Raw genomic sequence first — 26,442 nt, 5'->3', positions numbered from 1 at the left:
AACAACATATTGTAAAACTAAAGCCTTTTAATAGCATGAAAAAGTACTTTCCATCCTCTGAATTAATTATCAATGAAGACGGTTCGGTATTCCACCTTCACGTAAAACCTGAATGGTTGGCAGATAAAGTAATCTTGGTAGGCGATCCGGGACGTGTAGCACTCGTAGCTTCTCACTTTGAAAACAAAGAATGCGAAGTGGAAAGCCGTGAGTTTAAGACGGTTACAGGTACGTATAAAGGAAAACGAATCACCGTAGTTTCCACCGGAATAGGTTGTGACAACATCGATATTGTCATGAACGAGTTGGATGCACTGGCTAATATTGATTTCAATACACGAGAAGAAAAGGATGAGTTCCGTCAATTGGAATTAGTACGCATCGGTACATGCGGCGGTTTGCAACCCAATACCCCGGTAGGTACATTCGTTTGTTCACAGAAGTCTATCGGCTTCGACGGTTTATTGAACTTCTACGCCGGACGCAATGAGGTATGTGATCTGCCTTTCGAGCGTGCTTTTCTTAATCATATGGGATGGACGGGAAATATGTGCGCCCCTGCTCCTTATGTAATTGATGCAAGCGAGGAACTGATTGAACGGATTGCCCAAGACGATATGGTACGTGGCGTTACAATTGCCGCCGGAGGGTTCTTCGGTCCACAAGGACGTGAGCTACGTGTTCCTTTGGCAGATCCGAAACAAAACGACAAAATCGAAGCATTTGAGTATAAAGGATTCAAGATTACCAATTTCGAAATGGAGAGTTCGGCTTTGGCAGGTCTCAGTCGGCTGATGGGACATAAAGCTATGACTGTCTGTATGGTGATTGCCAATCGACTGATTAAGGAAGCCAACACCGGATATAAAAATACCATTGATACGTTGATTAAGACTGTTCTTGACAGAATATAAATATATAAAAAGTCAGCGCCACCATTCTGCTATGATGGTGACACTGACTTTTTATCGTTTATCCGATATAAGATTCGATTGTCTCTTTCAGTTTTTCCAAAGAATAAGGCTTGGAGATCACAGCATTGCATCCGGCTTGAATGGCTTGTTGCTGTTCCGTATAAAAAGCGTATGCCGTAACCGCAATAATAGGTACGGAAAGGGAAATGGTACGTATCTTTTCAGTAGCTTGAATACCGTCCATCACCGGCATACGGATATCCATCAGAATCAAATCCGGCTTTTCACGAACAAAACTATTGATTGCTTCTTCTCCGTTACGTACCCATGAAATAATGTATTCTTTGTTCAAAAGAATATTAAGTTGAACGAAATTCGACTCTACATCTTCAACGACTAATATCTTTTTACGTCTATCCGCAGCAATACTTTTTCCTGACACAAGCCTTCTTTCAACAACTTCCTTCGGCATTTCCTGATAAGGCAAATAAAGCGCAAACGTACTCCCCTTACCAAGCTCAGAAACAACTTCTATACGTCCTCCCAAACGTTCTACGATACTCTTACAAATTGAAAGTCCCAATCCCGTGCCTTGCACAAAATCGTTCAACTTCTCAAAACGGGTAAAGATTTGCGGAAGTTTCTCTTTAGCTATTCCGTACCCGGTATCACTGACATACAATTTCAACCAGTTTCCTTCATGTTTCAGCCCCAACGTAATGGTTCCCTTTTCAGTATTCTTTATGGCATTCGACAAAAAATTGAAAAGCACCTGCATCACCCGGTTACGATCGGTAGATGTCCAATATTCTCCTTCCGGGCGGATAACTTTCAATTCTACATCTGTTTTCATCTTCAACTGATGTACTTTTTCCACTTCCTCTACCAGCCCGGAGATTTCAATCTGCTGGAAGTGCATTTCCGATTTTCCGGATTCTATACGTGACAAGTCCAGAATATCATTAATCAACTGTAACAATAAATTGCTATTCTTTTGAATGATCTCCAAATATTGCAGCTTTTCTTCTTCGTTCTCTGTCACTGCAATTATCTCCGAAAAACCGACAATAGCATTCAACGGAGTACGAATCTCATGACTCATATTTGCCAAAAAGACAGACTTCATCTTGTCAGCTTCTTCCGCCCGCCGCTTAGCTTCGATCAACTCTTGCGAACGACGAATCCGGTCACCGATATCGTGTATCAGAGCAAGTACCTTATTCCCTTCAAAAGGGGCGATACGTGCCTGAAAATAATGCCGGATTCCATCTACTTCAAGTGGATATTCTATTTCTTTTAATTTTCCATCTTGCAAGCACTCCCGAATATTACACAGAAACAGATCACTGACTTCGGGAGAATAAATATCTCGCCCATCTGCACCACGTAACACTTCCACCGGATGAAGCAAAATGGTACCCGGTGCCATCAGCACATCGGTAATAAAAAAATTATCATCAAAAATAAAAATGAATTCTGGCAACGCCTCTATTATCTTACGATTGTGCTCTTCCAGATGATTGATATGCTGTTCTTTCTCACATTGCGAAGTGACGTTTACCGTATATGCCAATAATTTATCAGCAGGACGTCCGTCCTGAGTACCCTTATAAGACAGAAAATGATCTTCCAGCCAGATCACTTCACCATGCTTGCCTACACAACGTACTTTAATCTGTGATATTTTTGAATCCGATGCAAGCATCTTGGAAAAAGCAGTTTGATAGGCCTTCACATCCTCCGGATAGGCAAAGCGATAAAAGTCATCGATATCTTTAAAAACAATTCCAGCTTCTTTCAAGCCTAATGTACGAAAATAGTCATCCGTGAAGGAACACTTTCCTGTAGGTATATCATATTCCCACAAAGCAATTTGATGTGCAGCAAGTACAGAGAGTATTTTCTGTGAATTTTCCCGTATGATTTCACTATTCTCACTTTGGGAATATAAATTTGTGTCTGGCTCCATAAGCATTATATTATTTCATTTGGCATATCACTGCACACAGCAAATATAAACAAATAAAGTACAAGTTGTACCGAATCTTATCTTTTTTACTCAGAAACAATTATCTTTGCAGTCTCCAAAAAGAAATATGATGAACCAAGATACTATCTGTGCTATTGCTACCGCTCAAGGCGGTGCTATCGGAAGCATCCGTGTTTCCGGTCCGGAAGCTATTTCCATCACCAGCCTTATATTCAAACCGGCAAAACCGGACAAATTGTTCAGTGAACAAAAGCCATATTCTTTGACTTTCGGACGTATATACGACGGAGACGAGATTATCGACGAAGTACTTGTCAGCCTTTTTCGTACGCCTCATTCCTACACGGGAGAAGATAGCACGGAAATTACTTGTCATGGTTCTTCTTACATTCTTCAACAGGTGCTGCAACTGCTGATCAAAAAGGGTTGCCGCATGGCTCAACCGGGAGAATATACGCAGCGGGCATTTCTCAATGGAAAAATGGATTTAAGTCAGGCGGAAGCTGTTGCCGATTTAATCGCATCCTCATCTGCCGCTACCCATCGGCTAGCCATGAGTCAGATGAGGGGTGGCTTCAGCAAAGAATTAACTGATTTACGCAACAAGCTATTGAACTTCACTTCTATGATTGAGCTGGAATTGGATTTCAGCGAGGAGGATGTTGAATTTGCAGATCGGTCGGCATTAAGAAAGTTAGCAGATGAGATAGAACAAGTCATTTCTCGTCTAGTACAATCTTTTAATGTGGGTAATGCTATCAAAAATGGTGTTCCCGTAGCAATTATCGGTGAAACAAACGCGGGAAAGTCTACTTTATTGAATGTTTTATTGAATGAAGATAAGGCCATCGTCAGTGATATTCATGGGACAACACGCGATGTTATTGAAGATACTATTAATATCGGAGGAGTTACTTTCCGGTTTATTGATACTGCCGGAATCCGGGAAACTAATGACAAAATTGAAAGTTTAGGTATTGAACGTACTTTCCAAAAGTTAGATCAAGCAGAAATTGTGCTCTGGATGGTGGATTCTGTAAACGCCGCATCTCAAATTGAACAGTTATCCAAAAAGATTATCCCACGTTGTGAAGGAAAGCACTTAATCGTAGTATTCAATAAGGCTGATTTAATTGAAGATGTACAAAAAAGTAATTTATCAGCTTTATTGGAGAATTTCCCACAAGAATCTACAGAGCATATTTACATCTCAGCTAAACGAAGAGAGAACACTAATGAATTACAGAAAATGCTTATCAATGCTGCGCATTTGCCAACGGTAACACAAAATGATGTCATCGTAACAAATGTAAGACATTATGAGGCCTTAAGCAAAGCTTTAGATGCTATTCATAGAGTACAAAATGGACTTGACTCACATCTTTCAGGAGATTTCCTTTCACAAGACATACGCGAATGTATTTTCTTTATTTCCGATATTGCAGGAGAAGTGACAAATGATATGGTACTGCAAAATATCTTTCAGCACTTTTGCGTCGGCAAGTAAAACAGCCAAAACAACTCTGAACATTTCGGAACTACTATAACAAGAGGGCACTTACACACTATCCGACCACAAAATCTTCCGATTTAAAATTACTATAGAAACGTCCTGAAACAGCAGTAAACTTCAATACACAGTAATCAGGATCCGTCACTTCATCCGGATAATACATGGTATCTCCCTCCTGCCAGATCATCTCTTTACTGGCGCTATCCGTCAAGACCTCCATCATACCGCGTAGCATGACCCCTCTAAAGAATCTCGTATCACAGAAGTAGACACATGCATGGTTGTTCTCCCGGTATTGTGCCACACGCATGGACGAAGTATTTGTTGTCAGATAAATCGTTTTTATCCCCTCTCTTTTTCTGGGTTGCAGCATCGCTTTGATGGTAGGAAATCCTTCACCGTCTATCGAACCGATAAAAGCTGTTTTCAGCTTATCAATCATGTTGCCTACTGTTTTTTCCGCGTCTCTCATCATTTTACTTTTTTTATTATTGGTTTATTATCTGATGCGAAAGTAGAGAAATACCAGGAAAGCAATGCAATAAAAAGAAAGGTAGAAATAGCACTTTTTACGGTTTGTGCGCTTTACGATACAATAACGGAGTTTCTCCCGTATGCTGTCGGAAGCTACGGATAAAATAAGAAACCGTTGAAAAACAGAGTTCAAATGCAATATCAGCTATAGGAAAGTCAGTATAAACAAGCAGCCTCTTAGCCTCTTCCATCACCTTGTTCTGAATATATTGTTTTGCGCTGAACCCCATGGTCGAGGTTATCATCTCATTCAGATAATTAGGAGTAATGCAGAGCTTATCTGCATAATATTGAACCGAATGTTGTTCTTTTGCATGTGTCGCAACCAAATTCATGAATTTACTTACATGATTATTGGAAACTTCCCTACTTCTGCCCTCCTCCATCGAAATCATTTTAAGATAAGCACGATCCAGCAACATCAGGACTTCATAAAGCAATGCCCTCAAAACGTGTACATCGCCCTGTTGATACGAATCAATCTCCATCTTTATATCATGCAAGGTTTCAAGTATGCGTGTACAAAGCTCATCAGACAAATGTAGTCGCGATGAAAAACTTTCTATCTGAAAAAACGAAAGATGCCGTACAAACAAAGAATCTTTAAAGAGGGAAGACAAAAATTCTTCTTCGAAAATCAGCGCATACCCATTGATGATATGATGAGTATCCCAGTTCCGGATTTCCCCCGGTTTAGAGAAAAGGACGTCACATGGAATTGCTTCATAGGTTTGGTTATCAACTGCAAAAGCTCCCTTACCTTCTGTTATGAAAGTAATATCATAATAGTTGAGAGTGTGGACAGTACTTTTAGCCAGGAACTTCTTCACATACTTCAGTTCTACTACATCGACCAAAAGTTCACTCCCATACTTATGCTTATAAAAAGTATATCGAGGTATTGAGTTTTTCATTTTAGTCACTTAAAAACACCTAATTCGACATAGCAGGCATCATTGTGCCTCTCAAATATAACTTCCTTTGGGTATATCGTAAATACCAGATACAAATCAATAATGAAACGACCGTTGAAATGGGTGGAGCAAATCCCATGATAAACAGCGACGAGCTATCTATCTGGCTGAACCAGTATGACAACGGTATACGGAACAGGAAAGTGGCTATCAGACTGTGAATCATCGGGAATAACGAGTTTCCTTGTCCGCTGAAATAAGAATTAATGCAGAACACGAAACTAACCACGATACAGTCGATGCTATACCCTCGCAAATAATCTGCCGCCATTGCCACCACAGCAGCATCTTTCGTAAAGAAAGCAGTAAGAGTCTCCGGCAGGAATTGCGAATACACGCAAACCGACACACCGAAAACAAGAGCAATCCCAATCCCCGAAGCCAGACATTTATTCATTCTCTTGATAAGTCCCGCTCCATAGTTCTGTGCAGTCATGGTTGCCACAGCCGATGATATAGCCATCGGAGGCAGCATAGCAAACACGATGATTTTCTCAACAACACCCAAGGAAGCAGATGCAATGACTCCCATCTGATTGACAATGACAGTGATAATCAGAAAAGAAACATTGATTAAAGCATCCTGCAAAGCAATAGGTGCTCCCAACACCAAGATCTTTTTAGACAGATTTCGGTTCAATCGAATATCTTTCCGTGAAAAGTCAAAATGGAATCCGTGCCGATATAAGAACCAGAGCGCTATTCCAAAGCTGACTCCTTGTGCAGTTACAGTAGCGATAGCCGCTCCCGTAGCCCCCCAATGGAAATAACCGACCAATATAAAATCGAGCACTATATTTATCACACATGCCAGCCCAACAAAATAAAGTGGTGTTTTAGAATCACCCAGTCCACGCAAAATACCACATACAACATTATATCCCACTATAAACAGAATACCCAGAGAGCATACCAAAATATAGCTTTTCGTATCTGCCATAGCTTCTACGGGAGTATGCATCAGTTCTGCTATCCGATCATGAAAAAGTACCATGACCAAAGTTAGCACTACACCGGTTATTGAAAACAACCATACGGAAGACCCGATAGTAAAAGCTACTTTCCGATTGTCTTTGGCTCCGGTAGCAATAGCAATCAGCACTGTTGTCCCGGTAGTAATACCCAGAATAATACCTGTAATTGTCTGCATCACCTGACTACCAATAGCTACGGCTGCCACACTTGCCGAATCATCATATTGTCCGACAACGAAAAGGTCAGCCCCGCCATAAAGTGCCTGAAGTACATTAGCAATTAAAAAAGGTACTGCAAACTGCAACAATACCTTCGGTACGCTTCCTTGTGTCAAATCTAACTCTTTCATAGTTTCTTCGATACTTTTCCTCTTTATCTTATTTTGTTACAACATAAAAAAAGTGCCGGACAAGCGAATGATTTGCACCATTCATCTTATCCAGCACTATAATTATTATTATAGCACCCTCCGATGAGGATTTTTATGCCTGTCCCTATTTCAGGGCTGCAAATATGGGCTTTGTTTTCATAATTACCAAATTTTAACCGGTTTTTATTTTCTTATGGAGATGTAACTAGCTATATATCAACTATTATCAGACGAGGTTTGATCTATAGGATCTCCGTTAGAAAAACGAAAGAAAGCTGCCAACCGATCCGGATTCAGCGTATAACGTGCGCGTTCTTTTAATAAGGGTTCCGCATTCATTACGGCACAAGAATGAGAAACCACGGACATCATCGGCCAATCCTTTAACGAATTTCCTACAACTAAGGTGTGTTCAAAAGATAAAGTCAAAGCCTTACATAACTGAATCACCCCCTCTTTTTTACTTGCTTCAGGATGAATGACTGTTATCAGCGGAGCTTTATGAAAGACCTGGCAGGGATTCTCTTTCAACCGGGTAAGAATAGCTTCTCTCTGTTCTTTATCACGTACCAATATACTATACTTGTAAACCACTCCTTCATAACTATGAATAGTGACTTTTGCAGATTCTCCATATACCTCCGGATATACTTTCACCGGCAAACACCTGATCTGGCCCGAATAAGATAATAAACCTCCATCTGCAAACACTCCTCCCCTGAATAAATCGAAAAGAGCCTTTCCCAGCTTTTTCTTCGCCTGCTCCATCGACAGAGAAGTGGCAAGATATAAGGAAACGGACTGTGCCATATATCGCAAAGCGTTAGCATAACTTTCAGGAACTTTTCCCTGTGAATCAGTCAGTGTTCCATCCACATCGAAGAAAACAGTCGTAATAAGTGGCTTGTCAGGTATTCGCCAGAACGCCCCTTCTCCCATGATTCGATGTAAAGGGTGATTGTTCAGGTTACTGAACGCAATATAACAATCACAAACCTTCCTCTCGCAAGATAGCGGCACAACAGCTCCATCACCTTGATAAAAATTACCAATCTTCACCCGGCTTCGGGGACAAGCATACATATCCCCTTTCCAATCGATAAAACAATTATTCCTTCCTCCTGCGCAAACTTCCCATTGTGCCGGAGCATTCTTCAAGTCATACTCAAAAAGATTATCCAGTTGACTGAAAAACTGAATATCTTCCTGACTTAATGGTGCCCTTAACCCTTGCATAGCATTAATGAATAAATAAATATCCGGCAAAAGAGTATTCCGTAAATCATTGAGTACGGCCTTTGCAGAGGGATTTCCTACCGCTCCGGCACATACCTGTATTCCCGCATGATGGAGTATATGAATCTGATGCGCAAATTTCTCTACCGAAGTCATCTCTGGATGAAAACTGGCCCAGAGCCTTATCTTACTTATCACAGTGGGAGTCACACGAATCTCATCAAGCCAGTGTTTAGCCGGAAAAGAAAGGTTAGTCTGACAGGAAATTCCAGCCACCTGTGGCAATGCAGCCAAATGCATCATTCCTTTCCGATAATAACGATGGATCAATGCTTCACCGTAAGGAATAATAAATAACTGCAACGGCTCCCCTTTCCATTGTTCAATAGCTGCTATAAAACGATTCCATGCCTGTTCATCCTGGGTCGTATCTGCCAGATGCGACTTCTTGCCGAAAGGGCAATAAGAACAGGTATAGTTGCAGCTATTCAATTTGCCGCGATAATATATACGCCTGAAGGAAAGTAAAGAGCCTTCGTTTTCCATTTCTATTTCGTTCAATAAGAATAAGTTTCCATCAGTTCTCTTATTTCAGGAGTAATAAACAACTGACCAATATAATCGGAGTATGCCATTCCTTCGGAAGTCAGACAAACACGACCGTTATCCGTATCTTCTATCCATTGCCGTTCAGCTAACTGTCGGAACAACGGCACATTATCCGGTGATTCTCCAAAGCGACGCTTATATTCGGCCTTATCAAGCCCCATATAATACATCAGATTTTTAATGATGAAACGTTGTCGCTGTTCTTCCTGCGAAAGAATAAATCCATTACGAGCCACTGTAAAATCAGTAGTGCCCATATAATCATCTATCTCTCCGGCAATACAACGCTGGCAAACAGTATACCGGGTGGCATAATGCAAATTACCCAGGTAACTGCGTCCCCCGGAGCCACACGACAGCATCACTTCATCCCCACATGAGATTTCCGCATCAGTAGACGGATGATGAATAAAACGTCGCATCGAAGTTTGTAGAAAACCTCTGTCTTTCAACAAATCACAAGCGGCACAATACATCTGAAAACAGACATCGTCGGATTCCCGCTCCGTGATAGCCGTTCCCGGTCGTACATATAGCGGATAGATAAAGAGTTCGTTAGGCTGAAACAGAAGAGCCTGTTCCAATGAATAAAGAAAACTGGCTACAGTTTGTCCTTTGATTCCGTAAATCAAATCAATATTAAAAAATGGGAATTGCCTCTTCCGGATAGCCTCCAGCGCCTGATTAATCATGTCTTGCCGGGGACGTCTTTTCAAAGCTGTTAATTCTTCGTCAAGGAAACTCTGTACGCCAATACTCACACGAGCTACTCCTGCTTGCTTCAACAAGTCCAAACGGGCAGGATCGGCATATTCCGGCGATGTTTCTACGGAAGTAAAGGTATGTGAAGGATGCACTCTGAATAAGGCAGCCGTATCCAATAGGTATTCCAGTTGAGGAACAGTGAGGAGCAACGGTGTGCCTCCTCCAATGGCGAAACTATCAAATGCCAGTCCGGTAGTGAGTGGAGACAACTGTTGCACCTGCTTGTGAAGAGTTTCCAAATAAGTTGCGATATAATCCGCACGATTTGTTTGCAGAGAAAACAGGTTGCAATATCCACATTTATGACTACAAAAAGGAATATGGAAATAAAGCGATGCTTTCTGTCCTTCCACCTGTTTCAGGTAAGGAACCAGCGAAACCGGGGACGGAAAAGAACGATAAGCAGTTTTATGTGGATAACTATACATATAGTCTACATATCGTGGTAGCGGTTGATTCATTTTTTCGTTAAAATAAAGTGTTTGTAAGGGACTGTGTAAACCGTTTCGTGAGATATGCAATGATACTCATATCCATCCTCTCCATAGCAAGTGCCATGATCGGAAAGAGCAATCACCAGTGTATTTCCCCGTTTCTGAAAGGCCTGAAATAAACGGGGTAGCTGACTGTCGACATATTGCAGCGCGGCAGCGTGTGATTCCTTATCATCCTTCATTTTGCCTTCCACATAATGGCAGTTCGGATAATGAATAGCAGAAAAATTGATATACATAAAAATCCGTTTGTCCTCCAGATAGTTTTCGAGTTTCTTCAATGCAAAATCAATTTGTTTTTCAGTACTATCGGGTGCCGTGCATCCAAAGGTCGGCAGCCAATAACTTTTAGTAAAGTAACCGGGAAACACACGCCCCAGTTCATTACGCTTGCTGAAGAAGTTCACCCCTCCTATACAAATCGTTTCATAACCTACATTGGCAAGGCTTTGCACAAAAGTTGCTTCCGTAAACGGATAACTTCCCGCAGGCGGAATACGTCCCGTACCAGCTTGCACAGGGAAAAACAACCACTTACGGCTGCGTAGCGAATGAGGTTCCGCCGGAGAAGGCAGAAATCCTGCAAAGATGGCAAAATGAGACGGGTAAGTAAAATTTCCCGGCGCATGTCTTTTTTCCCATTCTCCTCCGTGACTGTTCAGTACCGGTGTTCTTCCTGCCGCTTCTTCCTCCTTGCTGACATCATAACGCAAGGTATCAAAGCAAAGCATCAATATATCATGAGTACCCACCACCTGATTCATATCCAGATCCGGATTTTGGGTCTGTTCGCCAGCCGGCAGTTCATCTATTTGCATGGTTATATCTCTTTTTTATGTTTTTTATCTGTTGAATATAAATAGAATTATGAGCAAACATATCCTGATACACATGATCTCCCTGTCCGTTGACTTCTATTATATAAGGTATATCTGTTCCTCTCTCCATCAGGACATCCACTCCGGCATACTGCAAATCCAAGGATTGGACCGCTTCCTGACACTGAAAATAGATTTGTTGCCGCACTACTTCCGGCAAAGACAACTCGTTCCACCAATGTGCCTTATTGTTCAGATGCAGATTGGTTATGCTTCCTTTACTACATCTCACAACGATATAATCAATTTCAGATTCCCGGCACACTACCCGGAGATCATAATTCTCTCCCTGCAACTGCTCTTTAGGAATCCATTCTTCTAAAATAGCTTCTGTTTGCATCACCGCTTCCGCCAACGGGATCATCTCTTTTTCCGTACTCAAACGGTGGATACGTTTGGTGTTATGAATGACTCCATCCACTTGTTGCAAGGTAGTATAGACTACCCATTTATTCCGGTTGGGTTGATAGCGAACAGCCATAATGCCTCCCGCCCCCGAACCGTAACGGGGTTTCAAAAAGCATCCTCTACCGCAACCGGCAAGAAGCTCTCTCAACTCATCAAAAGAATGGGGAGAAGGTAACATCGGAGTCACTTTCAAACCTCTGTCCATCAGCACTTGTTTAGTCTCCTTTTTATCAAGAGCACGTAACAAAGCATGGGGAGTATTCAAAAAGGACACGTCATCAGATAGCCTCATCTCGCCCAAACGTTGCAGTGTTTCCTTATATGCCTGATTCAACAGCGCATATTTCTGGAAATCCGTTTCATCGCTTACACAAGGTTCCAGTTTGATAACTGCCTGCCGTAATTGCGGCAAGCAGTTAAAAAGTTCCCCGTAAGTCATAAAACGAACTTCCGTCTGCAAGTGTTTGCCTGCTTCAATAAAGTATTCTATACGTTTGGACAGAGAGTTGCTGACAACGATTATCTGCATCTCCTATTCTGTAATCATCGGGTAATACCACAATTCACCATCATATTCATCCACCTCTTCAGTTTCAGCAATATCTATTTTCATAGGAAGATTCTGCAGCTGTTTCTTCATATCCTTGCTCAAATAATTGTAGCGCATATTGATAAACTTCAAATGAGCGATCTTATCCATATTATCCAGCAATAATTGGGCACCTTCATCTTTGAGAGTACCGGCCGAAACATCCATTGTTTCAAGTTGGGGAAGAATATCCGACTCCAGGAACATTTCTACAATCTTGTCCTGTTCTTCAGAATTGACGATCCCCAGATAAGTCAGCTTCGGGAAACGTTCTTTGGAGAACAACGGACGGAATATCTCAATATCAGCTTCAAATCCATAATCTTCCACACCAACATATAGAATCAGTTTTTCCAGATTGGGGAAATCAGAACCAAGAATATCTTCTACCACTTCAGTAGGCAGGCCACCACTGATAATTTCCAGTGACCGCAACTCCGGCCGTGAAGTCTTTCCCAAACGCAGATTATTGGTTCCTTTGATTTTCAGATCCTTCAATTTAGGCATGGCATCGAGCAGCGGACTAATATCAGCTTGTTCAATCCATGAAATCTCCTGTTCTTCCTGCTCAATATCTCCCCAGAACAAGCCTTCTATTTGTGCGAACTTCTCCTTATTTTCAATCATTCCCTGTAATAAGGCAGAACAGTCGCCACCCTCATAATCCCAACAACCGATTGTTATTTGTTTATATTCAGAGAGATGTTTATCTTTCAATATCTTATCCAGAAGATTCACATTGTTTTCATACTCATCGTAACTCAAAGTATATTTCTTGGCTTCCACTTTCATTTCACGTGCGGTTTCTTCAGTAGTTTCCACATACCCTTTTTTGGTCTTTTCCGCAATCAGTTTGCCGGCTGCTTTTTCAGCCTCTTCAGTCGTTGCGTAGTTTTTCACTTGTGTTTGTCCGTCGGTTCCCAACTTACCATAATTTACAGTAACATCTGTTCCGACTACATCTATACTCCAGAATTTCTGCGATTTAAAATCTTGAAAAACGAATACTCTCTTCATAATACAGTTTTTAATGGTTGATATTTGCACACTCAACACAGAATGCGCATGAACAATACCTGCAAAAATAACCATTTTATGTAATGTACAAAGAAATCTGTCTACTAAACTTTCAGAGTTTTCAAAAATACAACCCAAGATATGCAACAAAGGCTGCCTTTTTGGGGCAGCCTTCATTATTCTATTTCTGTAATATATCAGTTTAATCTTCAATAGTACATATACTTACACGGTTCCAATCCGGTTCAGTAAACATATCGCCTACACCCTGACCTTCAGCAGTGATACGAGATGCACTGATTTTATACTTGTTGACCAGGATCGTTTTTACAGCTTCTGCACGTGCTGCGGCAATTCTGGCATTCACTTCAACACTACCTTCCGGAGAAGCGTATCCCTTAATAACCACTTTAGAATCAGCGTGCTTCTTCATATAAGACGCTACACGTTCTACATTAGGAAGCTGTGATGCGTCAACAGATGACCTGCCTTGTCTGAAAGTAATGATAGACTCAGGTACGCGAGCGGTTTGTACCACAGTCTCAACCGGAACAACCTTTGTGCGGCATGCCTCAAGTTCTTCTTGCAATCCGTTGATACGCTGGGTAGCATTGTTGATTTCACCGTCTTTGCTATTCACTTCCGAACGAAGCGCATTGATTGAAGAGTTCAGACCATCAATTTCCGCTTGATTGTACACTTTCACTTTCGCAAAATGATGTGTTCCGTTACTTGTCTTAAAGTGGTATGTCAATCCGGCTGTCAACTCAAACGCTGCGTTGTTGGCATTGAAACGGCTCTTTGACTCCGGGAAGCCACCTTGCATATCATATACGATGGCTGGTTTAAGCCCCACTGTCCATGCTTTACTTTCACCTAAATTAAAATTCAGGTTCAATCCGAAGCGGGTAGACCAAGAGTTTTCGTCTCCATCACCACTTGCGTAATAGTGTAACCAACCCATTCCGGCTACCGCTTCCACTTCAAAGAGACGAGGAGTACCGTTATAACCAGCAAACAGATTCATCAAGTTCACCTTACCTAATAAACTGACATCCGAAGCATCAAAAGCTGTTTTACTTTGGGTCGTGTTAACATATCCCATACCCTGAAATCCTAATCCGAAAATGGGAGTTAACTGTTTCGATATTCCAACTCCGAACGCGGGACGCATCCCTTTAAAAAAAGCACTATGGGTGAGAGGAGTTACCGCACCCGCTTTTAGTTCTACAGACCAGTTGTCCGTTAATTTTGTACCTTCTACGACAGATTGGGCATTTGCTGTAAATCCACCCAATACAAAAGCTAATAGAATAATAGATTTTCTCATAATCATAAGTTTAAAATATTATGTTTTACCTGCTAAATCATTAGATATGCTTGGTTTAGCCATGTCTAATTTTTTAGTTCATAATTAAGTTCTTTATTTACTTCAAACAACATATTGTATCAAATATTAGTTCACAAGGCAAAAGCCTAATTAACATCTATTATCTTTTTAGAAAGATAAAGACAGACACTCTTCCTATGAAAAAGAACAGTAATAGGGGTAAGTTAATCCGTAATTCATATACAAGTAAATCACAAATTCTGCCGTATCTTTGCAATGTCATAAAGCAATAAGTAAAAAGATTATTTATAAAAACTGTTTGGTATGTATTTAGAAAATATTTATTCGCCTGAAGATGTAAAAAAGCTATCGATTGAAGAGCTTAATAAATTAAGCGGTGAAATCCGTGCCGCACTTCTGCAAAAGCTAAGTGAACATGGCGGACATTTCGGCCCCAACTTCGGAATGGTAGAAGCGACAATTGCCCTACACTATGTATTCAACTCGCCCAAAGACAAAATTGTATTTGACGTATCGCACCAGAGTTATGTACACAAGATGTTGACCGGCCGTAAAGACGCTTTCCTCAATCCGGCCAAATACGACAATGTATCAGGGTATACCGAACCGCAAGAAAGTGAGCACGATTTCTTTATCATCGGTCATACCTCTACTTCCGTCAGCCTGGCCAGCGGACTGGCAAAAGGACGTGACCTTACAGGCGGTAATGAAAATATCATAGCTGTCATAGGAGACGGTTCTTTAAGTGGCGGTGAAGCATTCGAAGGGTTGGACTATGTGGCAGAGCTGGGTACCAACATGATTATCATCGTCAATGACAACCAAATGTCTATTGCCGAGAATCATGGCGGATTATACAAAAATCTAAAAGAATTACGTGACAGCAACGGTCAATGTGAGTGTAACTTCTTCAAAGCTATGGGACTGGATTATATGTATGTAAATGATGGCAACAATGTACAGGCATTAATCGAAGCTTTCTCTAAAATAAAAGATATCCAACATCCGATAGTAGTACACATCAATACTCTCAAAGGTAAAGGCTATGCACGTGCCGAGCAAGATAAAGAGACTTATCATTGGCGTACTCCATTCAATCCGGAGACCGGAGAAGCCAAAGTTAACGACGAAGAAGAAGATTATAGCGAAGTAACCGCCCAATTCCTGCTGCAAAAGATGAAAGAAGACCCGCGTGTAGTAACAATTACTTCGGGCACTCCCGCCGTTCTGGGCTTTACTCCGGACCGTCGGCAAGAAGCAGGCAAACAATTCGTAGATGTAGGTATTGCTGAAGAACACGCGGTAGCACTTGCTTCGGGTATTGCAGCCAACGGTGGAAAACCGGTTTATGGAGTTTACAGTACATTTATCCAACGCTCTTACGACCAACTTTCACAAGACCTCTGCATCAACAATAATCCGGCTGTCCTGCTCGTATTCTGGGGTACATTATCCGGAATGAATGATGTGACACATCTCTGTTTCTTCGATATTCCGGTCATCAGCAATATTCCCAATATGGTTTATCTGGCACCGACTTGCAAAGAAGAATATATTGCCATGTTAGAATGGAGCATCCGTCAAAATGAACACCCGGTTGCCATCCGTGTTCCGGCTACCGAGGTTATTAGTTGCGGAGAGCCGGTGGACTCCGATTACAGCATTCTCAATCGCTATAAAGTCACTCATCGCGGTTCGAAAGTGGCAATTGTAGCTTTAGGCTCATTCTATGGATTAGGACAGTCGGTCGCATCACTCCTGAAAGAAAAAGAAAATATTGACGCGACACTCATCAATCCGCGTTACATCACCGGAATAGACAGCGAGCTCATGAATGAGCTGAAAGCCGACCATGAATTAGTAATCACGTTAGAAGATGGTGTCTTGGATGGTGGATTCGGCGAAAAGATTAGCCGCTATTATGGTACTTCCGACATGAAAGTTCTCAATTACGGAGCCAAAAAAGAATTTGTAGACCGTTATGATCTACAGGAATTTCTTCGTGCCAATCACCTGACGGATGAACAGATTGTAGAAGATATCACTGCACTTATCGGATAAAGCATACTACCAATTCACTATATACTCTTATAGGTTGATGTAATTGTCATAACAGACAGTATACATCAACCTATTCTTATTTTTCAACTATTCAATCAAATAAAAAACCAAACAATTGTTTGGTTTTCGTATTTTTCATTTATCTTTGGAGCACAAAAACAGATTAATTGTGATTGCGACTAACAACTACACATTATTAAATCTTTATATTTTATGATTATGAAAAAAATTCTATTTATCCTGACTGTCATTGCCGGACTTTTCGTGAGCAATGCCGAAGCACGTATGAAAATCAGAATTCCGGTAGACAACAGTATCCCGAAAGTTGCCGCTCTTCCGGATAGTTCTTATTACAAAACAGATGAAGGTGCTCATTTGGATTTAGGGTACATCGAAGAAGACGGAAAACGTACTTTAGTACTCTTCTCAGAATCGAAGCCCGACACTTATTATGAAATTTCAGACGAATACGCAGAAGTCATTAAAAAAGACTTGAATGTGGAAGAACTGAGCAGCCTTATCCCCACTCCTACATTTTGGGACAAATGGGGTGGCAGTATTCTTTTCTATGGATTTGCCGCTTTAGTGGTCATCGGCATAATAAGCTATCTGAAAGATTTCATTTTCGGCCTTTTAGGACTGGGAAAGAAAAATAAAGAAGAGAATGAAGAAGAATAAACCGGAACCATTAACTATATAAAAGAATAAGGGATGTGTCATAATGGGGGGCGTAAAATAAACTGTGTCATGCTCTATTTTCCTTTCAAACTCATCGGTCGGGGAGCGGCCAGCGCCAAGGGGCGGGACCACCCGTCCCGACGAGCGTAAAATTACAATAATTTAAATCTATCTCCAAACTTTATCGCTAATTGCCCAGCGATGGCCGCCCAATTAGCAATGGGCATGGTCCATTTCTTGCGTATGTTGCGGTAAGCGAGGTAGACAAGCTTCTCAAGGGCGGTATCATTAGGGAATACGCCCTTGTTTTTTGTAACTTTCCGTACTTGGCGATGATAGCCCTCGACAGTATTGGTGGTATATATCATGCGGCGTATATCCGGTGTAAACTGGAAGTATTCAGCAAGCCTTTCCCAGTTGTCCTGCCATGACCTGATGACAATCGGATATTTCTCACCCCATTTCTCATCCAGATTAAGAAGCTCTGTTTCCGCGGCTTCCTTGCTTACAGCGCCATAGACACGTCTCAGGTCTTTCATGAACTCTTTTTGATGTTTGCTGCCGACATACTTGACGGAATTGCGTATCTGATGGACGATACAGAGTTGGACGACGGTATTGGGGAACACGCTTTGGATGGCATCGGGGAAGCCTTTCAAACCGTCGACACAAGCTATGAGGATGTCACGCACGCCACGGTTCTGTAAATCGGTCAACACATTCAGCCAGAAGTTTGCGCCCTCATTTTTAGAGATATACATGCCAAGTAAGTCCTTACGTCCTTCCTTGTCTATAGCCAGGACATTGTAGATCGCACGGCTGACGGCACAACCTCTGTCATCCATTACCTTGTAATGAATGGCGTCGAGCCAGACTATCGGATAAACCGGGTCCAGACTCCGGGAACGCCATGCCTTTATCTCCGGAAGTACACGGTCGGTGATGGAACTGATTGTCTCGGCAGATACACGGTTACCCAGATTCTCTTCCATCCAGTCGCTTATCTCACGTGTGCTGTTTCCCAAAGCATAAAGCCCGATGATGCGGTCTGCAACACCCTCGGCAAGAATGGTCTCACGCTTCTTTATAAATTGAGGCTCAAACGTGGCATTGCGGTCACGCGGAGTAGATACGGTCACTTCACCCATGGAAGTCTGTACCTGCTTCCGCATCTTTCCGTTACGACGATTGCCACTCATACGCTCTTCATCGGAGAGATGGGCATCCATCTCGCCTTCAAGGGCCGCATTTAAAATACTCTCCAATAAGGGAGCAAACGCTCCATCCTTTCCCAACAAGGGCTTACCGGCTTTTAGCTGTTCGATGGCCTTGTTCTTGATACTTTCAAAATCAAATTCTTCGCTCATAAATAAACTGTGTTTGCAAAGTTAATATTTTATTCATTCCCTTTGTTGACACAGTTTAATTTACAACCTCGTCATAATGAATTATGGCGCACCCCTTATTCTTTTATATAGCAAATCTATCTATTTCTTTTTACTATCAATCTCTTTCAACAATTCGTCAACTGCTGCCTTCAATTGTGTATCCTCACCTTTTACAACAGTTTCCGGACTATTAGCCACCTTAATATCAGGCTCCAACTGAGAATTTTCCAGATAGCTACCGTCAGCCAAACGATAACCGACAATAGGAATACCGAATACCAATGAAGGATCCTGCAAAGTCTCCCAAGAAACACTGGTCATCGTTCCCGGCACAGGCATACCGACGAGCTTGCCGATGTTCCGGTGTTTATATACCCAAGGAGTACCGTGCGCATTCGAGTAATTCGCTTCACATTGCAACATAATGGAAGGTTTATTCCAACGACGGCTCGGCATATCACAAGCTTCACGCCCACGTACTACCTGCGTGAAATATTTCTGCCCGCTGAACAAAATTTCAATATCTTCATGCAGTCGGCCTCCACCGTTGAAACGAGTATCGATGACAATCCCCTCACAGTTGTTATATTTACCCAGAATATCAGAATAGACAGTACGGAAACTTCCGTCACCCATAGACTGTATATGCACATATCCCAATCTTCCGTTCGACCATTTTTCCACTTCCGCAGCACGTTGTCTTACCCAACGGTTATACAACAGTCCGTTTAAACGCCCGCCGGAAATAGGCATAACCACCTCTTCCCAACGCTCTTTACTCTGCGGATCGTATAGTGAAATCAATGTTTTCTTGCCTGCTTTGTTGTTCAGCAAAACAGTAATATCATTTTCCTGAGAAATTTCCTGTCCATTGATTTTCTCAATAATGCATCCTTCCTTTACTTTGGTACGGGAATGATCAAACGGACCTTTCTCTATCACTTCAGCAATTCTCATGCCTTTTCCCCGATATTCCCAATCGAACAAAAGCCCCAAATTGGAAGTAACATCTCCCTTACCGTTGGCAAAATAACGGCCTCCGGTATGGGATACATTCAACTCGCCCAGCCACTCACTCAGCAATTCGGCAAAATCATAGTTATTGTCGATATGAGGAAGGAACTTACGGTAAGCCGCACTCATCTCATCCCAATTCACTCCGTGCATATTCAAGTTATAGAAGCGTTTCTGCTGTTGCTTATATACATGGTCAAACATAGCTTCCCGTTCGGCAGCCAAATCCATCTTCATCTCCGCTTGATAACTAATCGGTTTCAACGCATCCGACTTTGCATCCATCTTCTGCATATTCCTACTGCCCAACAAGAATATATTTCCATCTTTATCCATAGATAAGGAAACCCAACCGGTATTGAGCTTATGCAGACGCTTTGTCTCCTTTTCACGAAGATTCATTTTCCAAAGGTCATAACCACCTTCAAAAGCAGAAAAATAGTAGAGGTTCTCTCCGTCTTTCGAGACAATGGCGCTACCTAAATCCGAAGAATTGGGTGTCAAGCGGACAATGCGGTCTTCAATACCTTTCAACTCTACGACAATCTCTTTTTTACTTTCCTTATCTTTGTCGGACTTGCCGTTGTCTCCATCTTTATCTCCGTCTTTCTTTTTATCTTTACCGGCGTCCTTTTTCTTTTCATCCTTTTTCTTCTCGTCTTTCTCTTTCGCCTTCTTCTGTTCCTTTTCAAACTCTTTGAGTAATTCGAAATCCTCCTTGCTCAACCGATAACGATCGTATGCATCCTGGTTCAGGAATACCAACATAACATCCTGTTGTGAGCCCCACGAAGCATGGGCACGCATCCCGTAGCGTTCCGTTTGGAAAAGAACAGCGTTCCCGTCAAGTACCCAACGCGGAGAACCGCTCATATAACCGCTATTTGTCAGATTAGTGATTGCTCCTCCTTGCGCACTGACAATACCTATATCAGAATACGGATCATGACGGTTTCCTATAAATTCCAACGTAAACCATTTGCCGTCCGGCGACCATTCATAATCAAACCCGCCCCCTGTATTGTACCATGTAGATCCATCCGTCACCTGACGTACTTTCTTCGTCTCCAGATTGAGTACCATCAGACGGTTGCGGTCTTCGATAAAGGCAATCTCCTTCCCATCGAGAGAATATTGCGGATATCTGCGTTCCACTGTTTTAGAGGGGAGTAACACCTCTTCCTCAATAAGAGTTGCATTGGGAAAATTAGGATCTTCTTTACGTGTAATCTTTGCCATATACAGTTGCCAGTTGCCCGTCCGTTCGCTGGCATACACCAACGTCCTATTGTCCGGAGCAAATGAAAGACCCGACTCTCCGGCAGGTGTATTGGTTATCTGCTTAGTGGTCGGATAATCAGTTGACGTAACGAAAACATCGCCACGAACGATGAACGCTACCTGCTTGCCATCCGGAGAAATACAGGCGGAAGTAGCTCCCTGTGAGAATCTGAATGATGCGATATCCTTGTCATCATCACGGACAAGTTCCACTTTCACCTTTTGCGGACGGGAGTTCGGCTGTTGCGTATAAAGTTCCCCATCGTATGCATAGCACAAGGTTCCCTTATCACTGACAGAAAGAAAACGCACCGGGTGAGTACGGAAAGTCGTTACAGGCTTCACTTGCTGCGGAGCATTCAATGGGAAAGAATATACGTTGAATGAACCTCCGTTACGTTCGCTCAGAAAATACACAGACTTCCCGTCGGGAGCGTAAACCGGATTACGGTCTTCCCCGTCGCGGTTCGTCAGATTGGTATGTTTTCCTGTTTGAGTATCGTACAGCCAGATATCTCTTGTGATGGATGACGTATGGTGCTTTCTCCATTCGTCTTCAAACCCTTTACGGTCCTGATAAAGGAAATTCCTCCCGGCCTTGTCGAAACAAACCCATTCGGCAGGAGTACCCAAGACTTGTTCGGTATTTCCCCCTTCGGCAGGCACTCTATACAGTTCCGTCATGGCACTTGTAGGAAACAATGCACTGGTTGCCGGATCTTGAATGGAAGCGGAAAAAAGCACATACTTCCCATCCGGTGTAAAGGTGGAGGGAATTTCCGAAGCAGAATGATAAGTCAGTCTCCGGGCAGCGCCTCCATCGGCAGACATAATAAAAAGGTCAAAATTCCCATTGCGGTCGCTGGCAAAAGCAATCTGCTTTCCATCGGGCGACCAGACCGGATTGGCTTCATAAGAGGCTTGTGTTGTTAATTGGACGGCAGTTCCTCCTTGTGCGGATACTTTGTAGATATCGCCCTTATAGCAAAAGACTATTTCGCTTCCATCGGGCGAAATACGCGCGTCGCGCATCCATAAAGGAGTTACAGCAGCATAGCCGACGGATACTGCGGCCAGCGCAAACGATAAACAAGTGATAAGTTTCTTCATATTTAATTAGTCTATATTTATGTCTAAAACAGTCCTTCTAAATAACTCTTCCTGTGTGATTATAAAATACCCTGTCACCAAAATCCTTACAGAAAAAAGCGTACTTGTCTACTCCCGTACAATGGCACACTCCTATCTGACGAGGCATATACCGTCGGAGATAATCTGAAATCATATGATATTTTTGCTCTTCCGCATTATGAATATGAAAGCCGCCCAAAAGCAGCTCACAAGGGAGACCGGGAAATGCGTTCCGTATCGTTCGCAATATATTAGTGATTCCTCGATGGGAACAGGCACTCAGTACAGAGAAACTTTCATCGCCGACCAGCGCCACCGCCAGTTCATCCTCAAAAGTATCGGGAATCTTATTGCCGTCATCTTGTTGAACAAAGAACCGTTCAAAATGAGTATCTTCCTTATCTTCGATTTTTATCGAGGGAAACAAGACAACTCCCGGAAGCAATTCCGTCCGTTGGTCAATAAAGCGAAAACGGGATAAGTCGAACGTTTCGGTATGCTTGATTCCATTTTCACGATCATCCTTAAATTTAGGAGAGAAAATACTACGCTTGCACACAACTGTTGCAATGGTATTCAATTCCAGAAAATGGCGCAAACCTCCCGTATGGTCACTATGCCCATGAGAGAGTATCAGATAGTCTACTTCCCGCAAGTCGATGTGAAGCAGACGGGCATTGCGAATGAATAAATCCGACGCACCTGTATCAAAGAGTAATTTATGTTCTGCCGTTTCAATATAAAGAGAAAGCCCATGCTCTGCCTGTAGCTTGCGCCCATAAACGCAATTCTCCACCAGAGTGGTTATTTTATAATTCATAATAATGTACTTTTAGATAGATATTGCACATGACAAAAAGTTCTGCCACAAAATTATAACAATTCCGTAGCAGAACAAACAATCCAGACTATTATCTACTAAAATAATTGGTTTTCGTCAAATACGTTTTCCCATTTCGTAGGCTTCCTTCATATGTGGAGTATCTTTAATCTCCCCTACTTTCCAAGCGCCTACCCCATAGACAACCCCTTTTTCCTGTGGTGCTTCCAGACAGTCGAGGAACCCACGAAAACCGTCAATAGTGCGTTCCATCATCGCTTTACTGTTTTCAGCCGCCGCAATGATAAAATAAAATTCCTTGTTGCTTATTTCCGTATACCGTGCGCAGCAGCGATCGATCATTATCTTCATTTGTCCGCACATAGTATAAAAATAAACCGGTGTTGCCATTACGATGACATCGGCGGCAATCATCTTCTCCACAATCTCAGCCGCATCGTCTTTCTGCGGACAAGGTTTTCCGTACATACTGCAAACACTGCACCCTGTACAAGGATGTACCGTCTTATCTTTCAAAAAAATCTTTTCCACTTCATTACCTGCTTCAAGAGCACCTTTCATAAACTCATCACAAAGTACGTCCGAATTTCCACCTCTGCGTGGACTGGACGAAAGTATCAGAACCTTTTTAGCCATAACTTTACTATTTTATATTTTCCGAATCCTTTTATCAATGATTCACTTTGCAAAAATAGAGAAATAAAAGTATATCGAATGTAGACAAATTACAGAGAAAGATACCCGAATTACAGATATACATCAGCAGAGTAACCGCAAAACAACGAAGTCTCATACTTCCCAACATTTCCATCCCTTATTAGCACAAATGTACACCACATATGTCCGTACATTATAATTAGGAAACTTTTTCTTAGTGTCTTCACCGTATCTTTTCACCTGTTCCACGTGCTCGGGAAGAGGATCGGAAAGTGCAAGCATCTTTTCAGCTTCTTTCATACGATAATATTTAAATTCGACCACGCGATCATCCGTATAATAATCCGTACCGGGAATACCGGTCATTTCAAAGTCTGATCGGCCTGCTGAATTATTCTGTTCGATGGCAAAGGTATAACAACTACTTAAATAACGCGATACCAGTTCGTAGAAAGAACACCGGATAAAGTTTTCATTGATCTTATCAAAAACTTGTGCCGGGAATTGTCCCAAATATTGTTCGAAATAATTCTGAACGAGTGGTTCCAGACTTCGATTGGAATCATAGTGTCGATACACAGGAACATAACGTTGTGCATTGCCTTCTATTTTGTTCAGTTGATTATAGTAGTCCATGTATACACTACGCATCGTCATATTAGGCAATGTGGTCACAAATTTATCCTTCAACGTCGTCATTCCCAAATAAAACAAACTAATGGGATAAAACTCTTTATCAAAAAACTTTTTCTTATTAAACTTACTGGCAAGATCAGCCACATTATAAGGCAATTCATCGTCAATTACCAATGCATCCAACATCGCTTTCGCATTATCCAGCGAAAGAGTCAACCGACGAATCCAATGAATGTCAGTACGTAGATTTTCATCTACCAATTCGTCCGGAATACTACCGGCATTGGCTGCAAATTTCTTGAAGAAGTAAGTAAGGATAGTGGCATTGAATAACCGATCTCCATTCGGACGGAAACGATAACCATCATAGTTGCTCACTATTAGTTGCCATATTTCGTCAAAGCGATCCTGTCCCGTAGAATACTTATCAAGCACATAACGTAGATATGTTTCAGTTTCTTCGTATGTAAACCCAAGCATATTCAGGAAATTAGGCTCAAGAGTCAATATCTCTGCAATATTATATCCACTGGTCAAATCATCCATAGTGACGGGTAACACACCTGTACAAAAACAAGTACGGATACTACCTTCACCAATACCAGCTTTTATCACCTTGAAGAAAGTGCGCAAAAAACTATCATTCGTGGTCACTTTTTCATAAAGCGGGTCATTGTAAGCTGTAAGCAGTTGATTAGTGAAGTTATCATATTCATCAATCAATATATAAACTTTGGGGAATTCATGAGAACGGGCATAACTTAGTACTTCTTCCAACATTTTAGAAGCGTCTCCCCGAGTGGTAAACCGAAAGTCACCGAACAAATCTCTGTTATGCTCCACCATCACATCTACCGGACCACAGTTCAAATCATTAAAATTTTGAGCCAATCCTTCAATAGTATCCGCCATCACCATTTTTGAAAAATCGTAGCGAATAATCATATAACGGTTATGTTCTTTTGTCGGATGATTACCAATCCAAGTTCCTCCAAACAGTTCGTCAAACCGATTCGCTTTGGTACGATCATAATAACAAGCCAAAGTCGAGACTAATAAACTTTTTCCAAAGCGACGGGGGCGCAGAAATATGGGAGCCTTATAATCCTCAAGCCTGAATATGTATTCTGTCTTATCTACATAATAGTATCCACGCTCACGCAAATCTATGAAATCTGCTACTGCATAAGGAATAGTTATTCTTGCCATAATTAAACTGTTTTTTCTATAGACAAACAAAGGTACAAAATTGTTAGCAATAACAAGAAGAAATCTTTGAATTGATTGTCATTACTCTTGTTGCCAAACATAAAACACGGTTCTTCCAGCTCCACGTTTACGAAGAATCCCTTTCTCAATGAAAGTATTCAAATCATCTATTGCTTTCAGCCGGGAAAGTCCGGTCAGGCGACTATATTCCAATCGGGTAATACCACCATTTTTCTTCAGAAATTCCTGTAAAAGCTGTTGGCGTTGCTCCATAGAAAATTTCACTTTTTGAGAAGAATGTTTGGATTTGTCCACACGTTCCAACTCTATCTCACGCTTAATCTTCCTTTTGAACTCTTTGGAAGTACGCAAATGCACGTTATCAAAACAGATTGATTCGGCACGAATCTCCCGTTTAGCCATTACTTTATGCGTACATTTCAAAGAGATGCTGAAATGCCCGAGTTCGCCAAGTTCTACAACATATCCTTCTGATAAAGCTTCGGCAAGTTCATCGATCACAATTCCTACCACTGCATCTATCACATTATAATTAAATGTTTGGGAAGAGTGAGACACACGTTCCAGAAACTCTTTTTTCGAGTAGGTTCCGCTTGGGACAATGCGGGCATGAAGAGGTTGTTGTTCTCCTGTATTCTGAACGTCCGGTGTCTCATATAAATCATACTTTGCACTCATAAGTATCTTCGTTTTATTAGGTTTATGTATTTATACTCCTTTTGACTAACATTTAATCTCTTCAATACGAGGATTTAGTCCTAACTATACATAAAATTAATCGTCTGACTATAGTTACTTTTTCGTCTGACTATAGTTAGACGAAAATTAAACTACAGTCAGACGAAAAGTACACTATAGTCAGACGATTAATTCATCGCATACAAAGGTATAACTTTATGCGATACAAC

20 protein-coding genes are annotated in these 26,442 nt (G+C 41.7%); 4 read left to right on the top strand and 16 right to left on the bottom strand.

The window, feature by feature from the left end; translation table 11 throughout:
• The first annotated feature begins 35 nt into the window (after positions 1 to 35).
• Positions 36 to 914 (top strand): nucleoside phosphorylase, encoded by an 879-nt coding sequence (locus ACNOGP_RS12240; RefSeq protein ID WP_007766265.1) that lies wholly within the window; start codon positions 36 to 38, stop codon positions 912 to 914.
• A 58-nt stretch (positions 915 to 972) separates the two neighbouring features.
• Here the strand turns inward: ACNOGP_RS12240 and ACNOGP_RS12235 are convergent, their stop codons facing one another.
• Positions 973 to 2,883, bottom strand: coding sequence for an ATP-binding protein (locus ACNOGP_RS12235; RefSeq protein WP_143868525.1), 1,911 nt, complete (start codon positions 2,881 to 2,883; stop codon positions 973 to 975).
• Between the two features lie 130 nt (positions 2,884 to 3,013).
• On the opposite strand from ACNOGP_RS12235, the gene mnmE reads away from it, so the two are divergent.
• Entirely contained in the window at positions 3,014 to 4,411 is a 1,398-nt protein-coding gene (gene mnmE, locus ACNOGP_RS12230; RefSeq protein ID WP_418214759.1) for a tRNA uridine-5-carboxymethylaminomethyl(34) synthesis GTPase MnmE, read from the top strand.
• A gap of 58 nt (positions 4,412 to 4,469) precedes the next feature.
• On the opposite strand, the gene ACNOGP_RS12225 is transcribed toward mnmE, so the two are convergent.
• The 9 genes from ACNOGP_RS12225 to ACNOGP_RS12185 form a co-directional block, all read right to left on the bottom strand.
• Positions 4,470 to 4,892 (bottom strand): pyridoxamine 5'-phosphate oxidase family protein, encoded by a 423-nt coding sequence (locus ACNOGP_RS12225; RefSeq protein ID WP_418212914.1) that lies wholly within the window; start codon positions 4,890 to 4,892, stop codon positions 4,470 to 4,472.
• A gap of 94 nt (positions 4,893 to 4,986) precedes the next feature.
• Entirely contained in the window at positions 4,987 to 5,865 is an 879-nt protein-coding gene (locus ACNOGP_RS12220) for a helix-turn-helix domain-containing protein (protein WP_418212913.1), read from the bottom strand.
• Between the two features lie 19 nt (positions 5,866 to 5,884).
• Positions 5,885 to 7,249, bottom strand: coding sequence for an MATE family efflux transporter (locus ACNOGP_RS12215; protein ID WP_418212912.1), 1,365 nt, complete (start codon positions 7,247 to 7,249; stop codon positions 5,885 to 5,887).
• 237 nt (positions 7,250 to 7,486) lie between these two features.
• Complete coding sequence (locus tag ACNOGP_RS12210; RefSeq protein WP_418212911.1) at positions 7,487 to 9,052, bottom strand: STM4011 family radical SAM protein; 1,566 nt, start codon at positions 9,050 to 9,052, stop codon at positions 7,487 to 7,489.
• A gap of 11 nt (positions 9,053 to 9,063) precedes the next feature.
• A complete protein-coding gene (locus ACNOGP_RS12205; RefSeq protein WP_418212910.1) occupies positions 9,064 to 10,341 on the bottom strand; it encodes an STM4012 family radical SAM protein in 1,278 nt (425 codons plus the stop codon).
• Positions 10,338 to 11,192, bottom strand: coding sequence for an STM4013/SEN3800 family hydrolase (locus ACNOGP_RS12200; RefSeq protein ID WP_418212909.1), 855 nt, complete (start codon positions 11,190 to 11,192; stop codon positions 10,338 to 10,340). Before ACNOGP_RS12200 ends, ACNOGP_RS12205 begins: the two co-directional genes overlap by 4 nt.
• A complete protein-coding gene (locus ACNOGP_RS12195) occupies positions 11,179 to 12,189 on the bottom strand; it encodes an STM4014 family protein (protein ID WP_418212908.1) in 1,011 nt (336 codons plus the stop codon). The genes ACNOGP_RS12200 and ACNOGP_RS12195 overlap by 14 nt, the downstream gene beginning before the upstream one ends.
• Positions 12,190 to 12,192: 3 nt before the next feature.
• Positions 12,193 to 13,266, bottom strand: a complete 1,074-nt coding sequence (locus ACNOGP_RS12190) for an STM4015 family protein (RefSeq protein WP_009000011.1) — start codon at positions 13,264 to 13,266, stop codon at positions 12,193 to 12,195.
• Positions 13,267 to 13,468: 202 nt separating this feature from the next.
• Entirely contained in the window at positions 13,469 to 14,602 is a 1,134-nt protein-coding gene (locus tag ACNOGP_RS12185) for an OmpA family protein (RefSeq protein WP_418212907.1), read from the bottom strand.
• 318 nt (positions 14,603 to 14,920) lie between these two features.
• On the opposite strand from ACNOGP_RS12185, the gene ACNOGP_RS12180 reads away from it, so the two are divergent.
• Entirely contained in the window at positions 14,921 to 16,678 is a 1,758-nt protein-coding gene (locus ACNOGP_RS12180) for a 1-deoxy-D-xylulose-5-phosphate synthase (RefSeq protein WP_418212906.1), read from the top strand.
• Positions 16,679 to 16,891: 213 nt separating this feature from the next.
• On the top strand, positions 16,892 to 17,356 hold the full coding sequence (locus ACNOGP_RS12175) for a hypothetical protein (protein WP_186968366.1): 465 nt from the start codon (positions 16,892 to 16,894) through the stop codon (positions 17,354 to 17,356).
• A 152-nt stretch (positions 17,357 to 17,508) separates the two neighbouring features.
• Here ACNOGP_RS12175 and ACNOGP_RS12170 read toward each other — a convergent pair whose 3' ends face one another.
• The 6 genes from ACNOGP_RS12170 to ACNOGP_RS12145 form a co-directional block, all read right to left on the bottom strand.
• A complete protein-coding gene (locus tag ACNOGP_RS12170; RefSeq protein ID WP_121765586.1) occupies positions 17,509 to 18,723 on the bottom strand; it encodes an IS256 family transposase in 1,215 nt (404 codons plus the stop codon).
• A 120-nt stretch (positions 18,724 to 18,843) separates the two neighbouring features.
• Positions 18,844 to 22,149, bottom strand: a complete 3,306-nt coding sequence (locus ACNOGP_RS12165) for a S41 family peptidase (protein WP_418212905.1) — start codon at positions 22,147 to 22,149, stop codon at positions 18,844 to 18,846.
• 37 nt (positions 22,150 to 22,186) lie between these two features.
• The gene (locus ACNOGP_RS12160; protein WP_418212904.1) at positions 22,187 to 22,990 is read right to left on the bottom strand and encodes an MBL fold metallo-hydrolase; all 804 of its coding nucleotides are present in this window, start codon (positions 22,988 to 22,990) and stop codon (positions 22,187 to 22,189) included.
• Between the two features lie 117 nt (positions 22,991 to 23,107).
• The gene (locus ACNOGP_RS12155; protein ID WP_143866373.1) at positions 23,108 to 23,647 is read right to left on the bottom strand and encodes a flavodoxin family protein; all 540 of its coding nucleotides are present in this window, start codon (positions 23,645 to 23,647) and stop codon (positions 23,108 to 23,110) included.
• 153 nt (positions 23,648 to 23,800) lie between these two features.
• The gene (locus ACNOGP_RS12150; protein ID WP_418212903.1) at positions 23,801 to 25,513 is read right to left on the bottom strand and encodes an ATP-binding protein; all 1,713 of its coding nucleotides are present in this window, start codon (positions 25,511 to 25,513) and stop codon (positions 23,801 to 23,803) included.
• Positions 25,514 to 25,594: 81 nt separating this feature from the next.
• Positions 25,595 to 26,212 (bottom strand): DNA-binding protein, encoded by a 618-nt coding sequence (locus ACNOGP_RS12145; RefSeq protein ID WP_186968372.1) that lies wholly within the window; start codon positions 26,210 to 26,212, stop codon positions 25,595 to 25,597.
• Between the last annotated feature and the right edge of the window lie 230 nt (positions 26,213 to 26,442).

The organism is Bacteroides difficilis, assembly GCF_048319815.1.
GTDB lineage: Bacteria > Bacteroidota > Bacteroidia > Bacteroidales > Bacteroidaceae > Bacteroides > Bacteroides zhangwenhongii.
The sequence above is the reverse complement of the archived record's forward strand: the minus strand, read 5'-3'. Positions and strand labels throughout refer to the sequence as shown.

What these genes read in the sequence shown, in the direction of transcription:
- ACNOGP_RS12240 (WP_007766265.1), top strand. Translation starts at nt 36, where the DNA reads ATGAAAAAGTACTTTCCATCCTCTGAATTAATTATCAATGAAGACGGT.
- ACNOGP_RS12235 (WP_143868525.1), bottom strand. Translation starts at nt 2,883, where the DNA reads ATGGAGCCAGACACAAATTTATATTCCCAAAGTGAGAATAGTGAAATC.
- mnmE (WP_418214759.1), top strand. Translation starts at nt 3,014, where the DNA reads ATGAACCAAGATACTATCTGTGCTATTGCTACCGCTCAAGGCGGTGCT.
- ACNOGP_RS12225 (WP_418212914.1), bottom strand. Translation starts at nt 4,892, where the DNA reads ATGATGAGAGACGCGGAAAAAACAGTAGGCAACATGATTGATAAGCTG.
- ACNOGP_RS12220 (WP_418212913.1), bottom strand. Translation starts at nt 5,865, where the DNA reads ATGAAAAACTCAATACCTCGATATACTTTTTATAAGCATAAGTATGGG.
- ACNOGP_RS12215 (WP_418212912.1), bottom strand. Translation starts at nt 7,249, where the DNA reads ATGAAAGAGTTAGATTTGACACAAGGAAGCGTACCGAAGGTATTGTTG.
- ACNOGP_RS12210 (WP_418212911.1), bottom strand. Translation starts at nt 9,052, where the DNA reads ATGGAAAACGAAGGCTCTTTACTTTCCTTCAGGCGTATATATTATCGC.
- ACNOGP_RS12205 (WP_418212910.1), bottom strand. Translation starts at nt 10,341, where the DNA reads ATGAATCAACCGCTACCACGATATGTAGACTATATGTATAGTTATCCA.
- ACNOGP_RS12200 (WP_418212909.1), bottom strand. Translation starts at nt 11,192, where the DNA reads ATGCAAATAGATGAACTGCCGGCTGGCGAACAGACCCAAAATCCGGAT.
- ACNOGP_RS12195 (WP_418212908.1), bottom strand. Translation starts at nt 12,189, where the DNA reads ATGCAGATAATCGTTGTCAGCAACTCTCTGTCCAAACGTATAGAATAC.
- ACNOGP_RS12190 (WP_009000011.1), bottom strand. Translation starts at nt 13,266, where the DNA reads ATGAAGAGAGTATTCGTTTTTCAAGATTTTAAATCGCAGAAATTCTGG.
- ACNOGP_RS12185 (WP_418212907.1), bottom strand. Translation starts at nt 14,602, where the DNA reads ATGATTATGAGAAAATCTATTATTCTATTAGCTTTTGTATTGGGTGGA.
- ACNOGP_RS12180 (WP_418212906.1), top strand. Translation starts at nt 14,921, where the DNA reads ATGTATTTAGAAAATATTTATTCGCCTGAAGATGTAAAAAAGCTATCG.
- ACNOGP_RS12175 (WP_186968366.1), top strand. Translation starts at nt 16,892, where the DNA reads ATGATTATGAAAAAAATTCTATTTATCCTGACTGTCATTGCCGGACTT.
- ACNOGP_RS12170 (WP_121765586.1), bottom strand. Translation starts at nt 18,723, where the DNA reads ATGAGCGAAGAATTTGATTTTGAAAGTATCAAGAACAAGGCCATCGAA.
- ACNOGP_RS12165 (WP_418212905.1), bottom strand. Translation starts at nt 22,149, where the DNA reads ATGAAGAAACTTATCACTTGTTTATCGTTTGCGCTGGCCGCAGTATCC.
- ACNOGP_RS12160 (WP_418212904.1), bottom strand. Translation starts at nt 22,990, where the DNA reads ATGAATTATAAAATAACCACTCTGGTGGAGAATTGCGTTTATGGGCGC.
- ACNOGP_RS12155 (WP_143866373.1), bottom strand. Translation starts at nt 23,647, where the DNA reads ATGGCTAAAAAGGTTCTGATACTTTCGTCCAGTCCACGCAGAGGTGGA.
- ACNOGP_RS12150 (WP_418212903.1), bottom strand. Translation starts at nt 25,513, where the DNA reads ATGGCAAGAATAACTATTCCTTATGCAGTAGCAGATTTCATAGATTTG.
- ACNOGP_RS12145 (WP_186968372.1), bottom strand. Translation starts at nt 26,212, where the DNA reads ATGAGTGCAAAGTATGATTTATATGAGACACCGGACGTTCAGAATACA.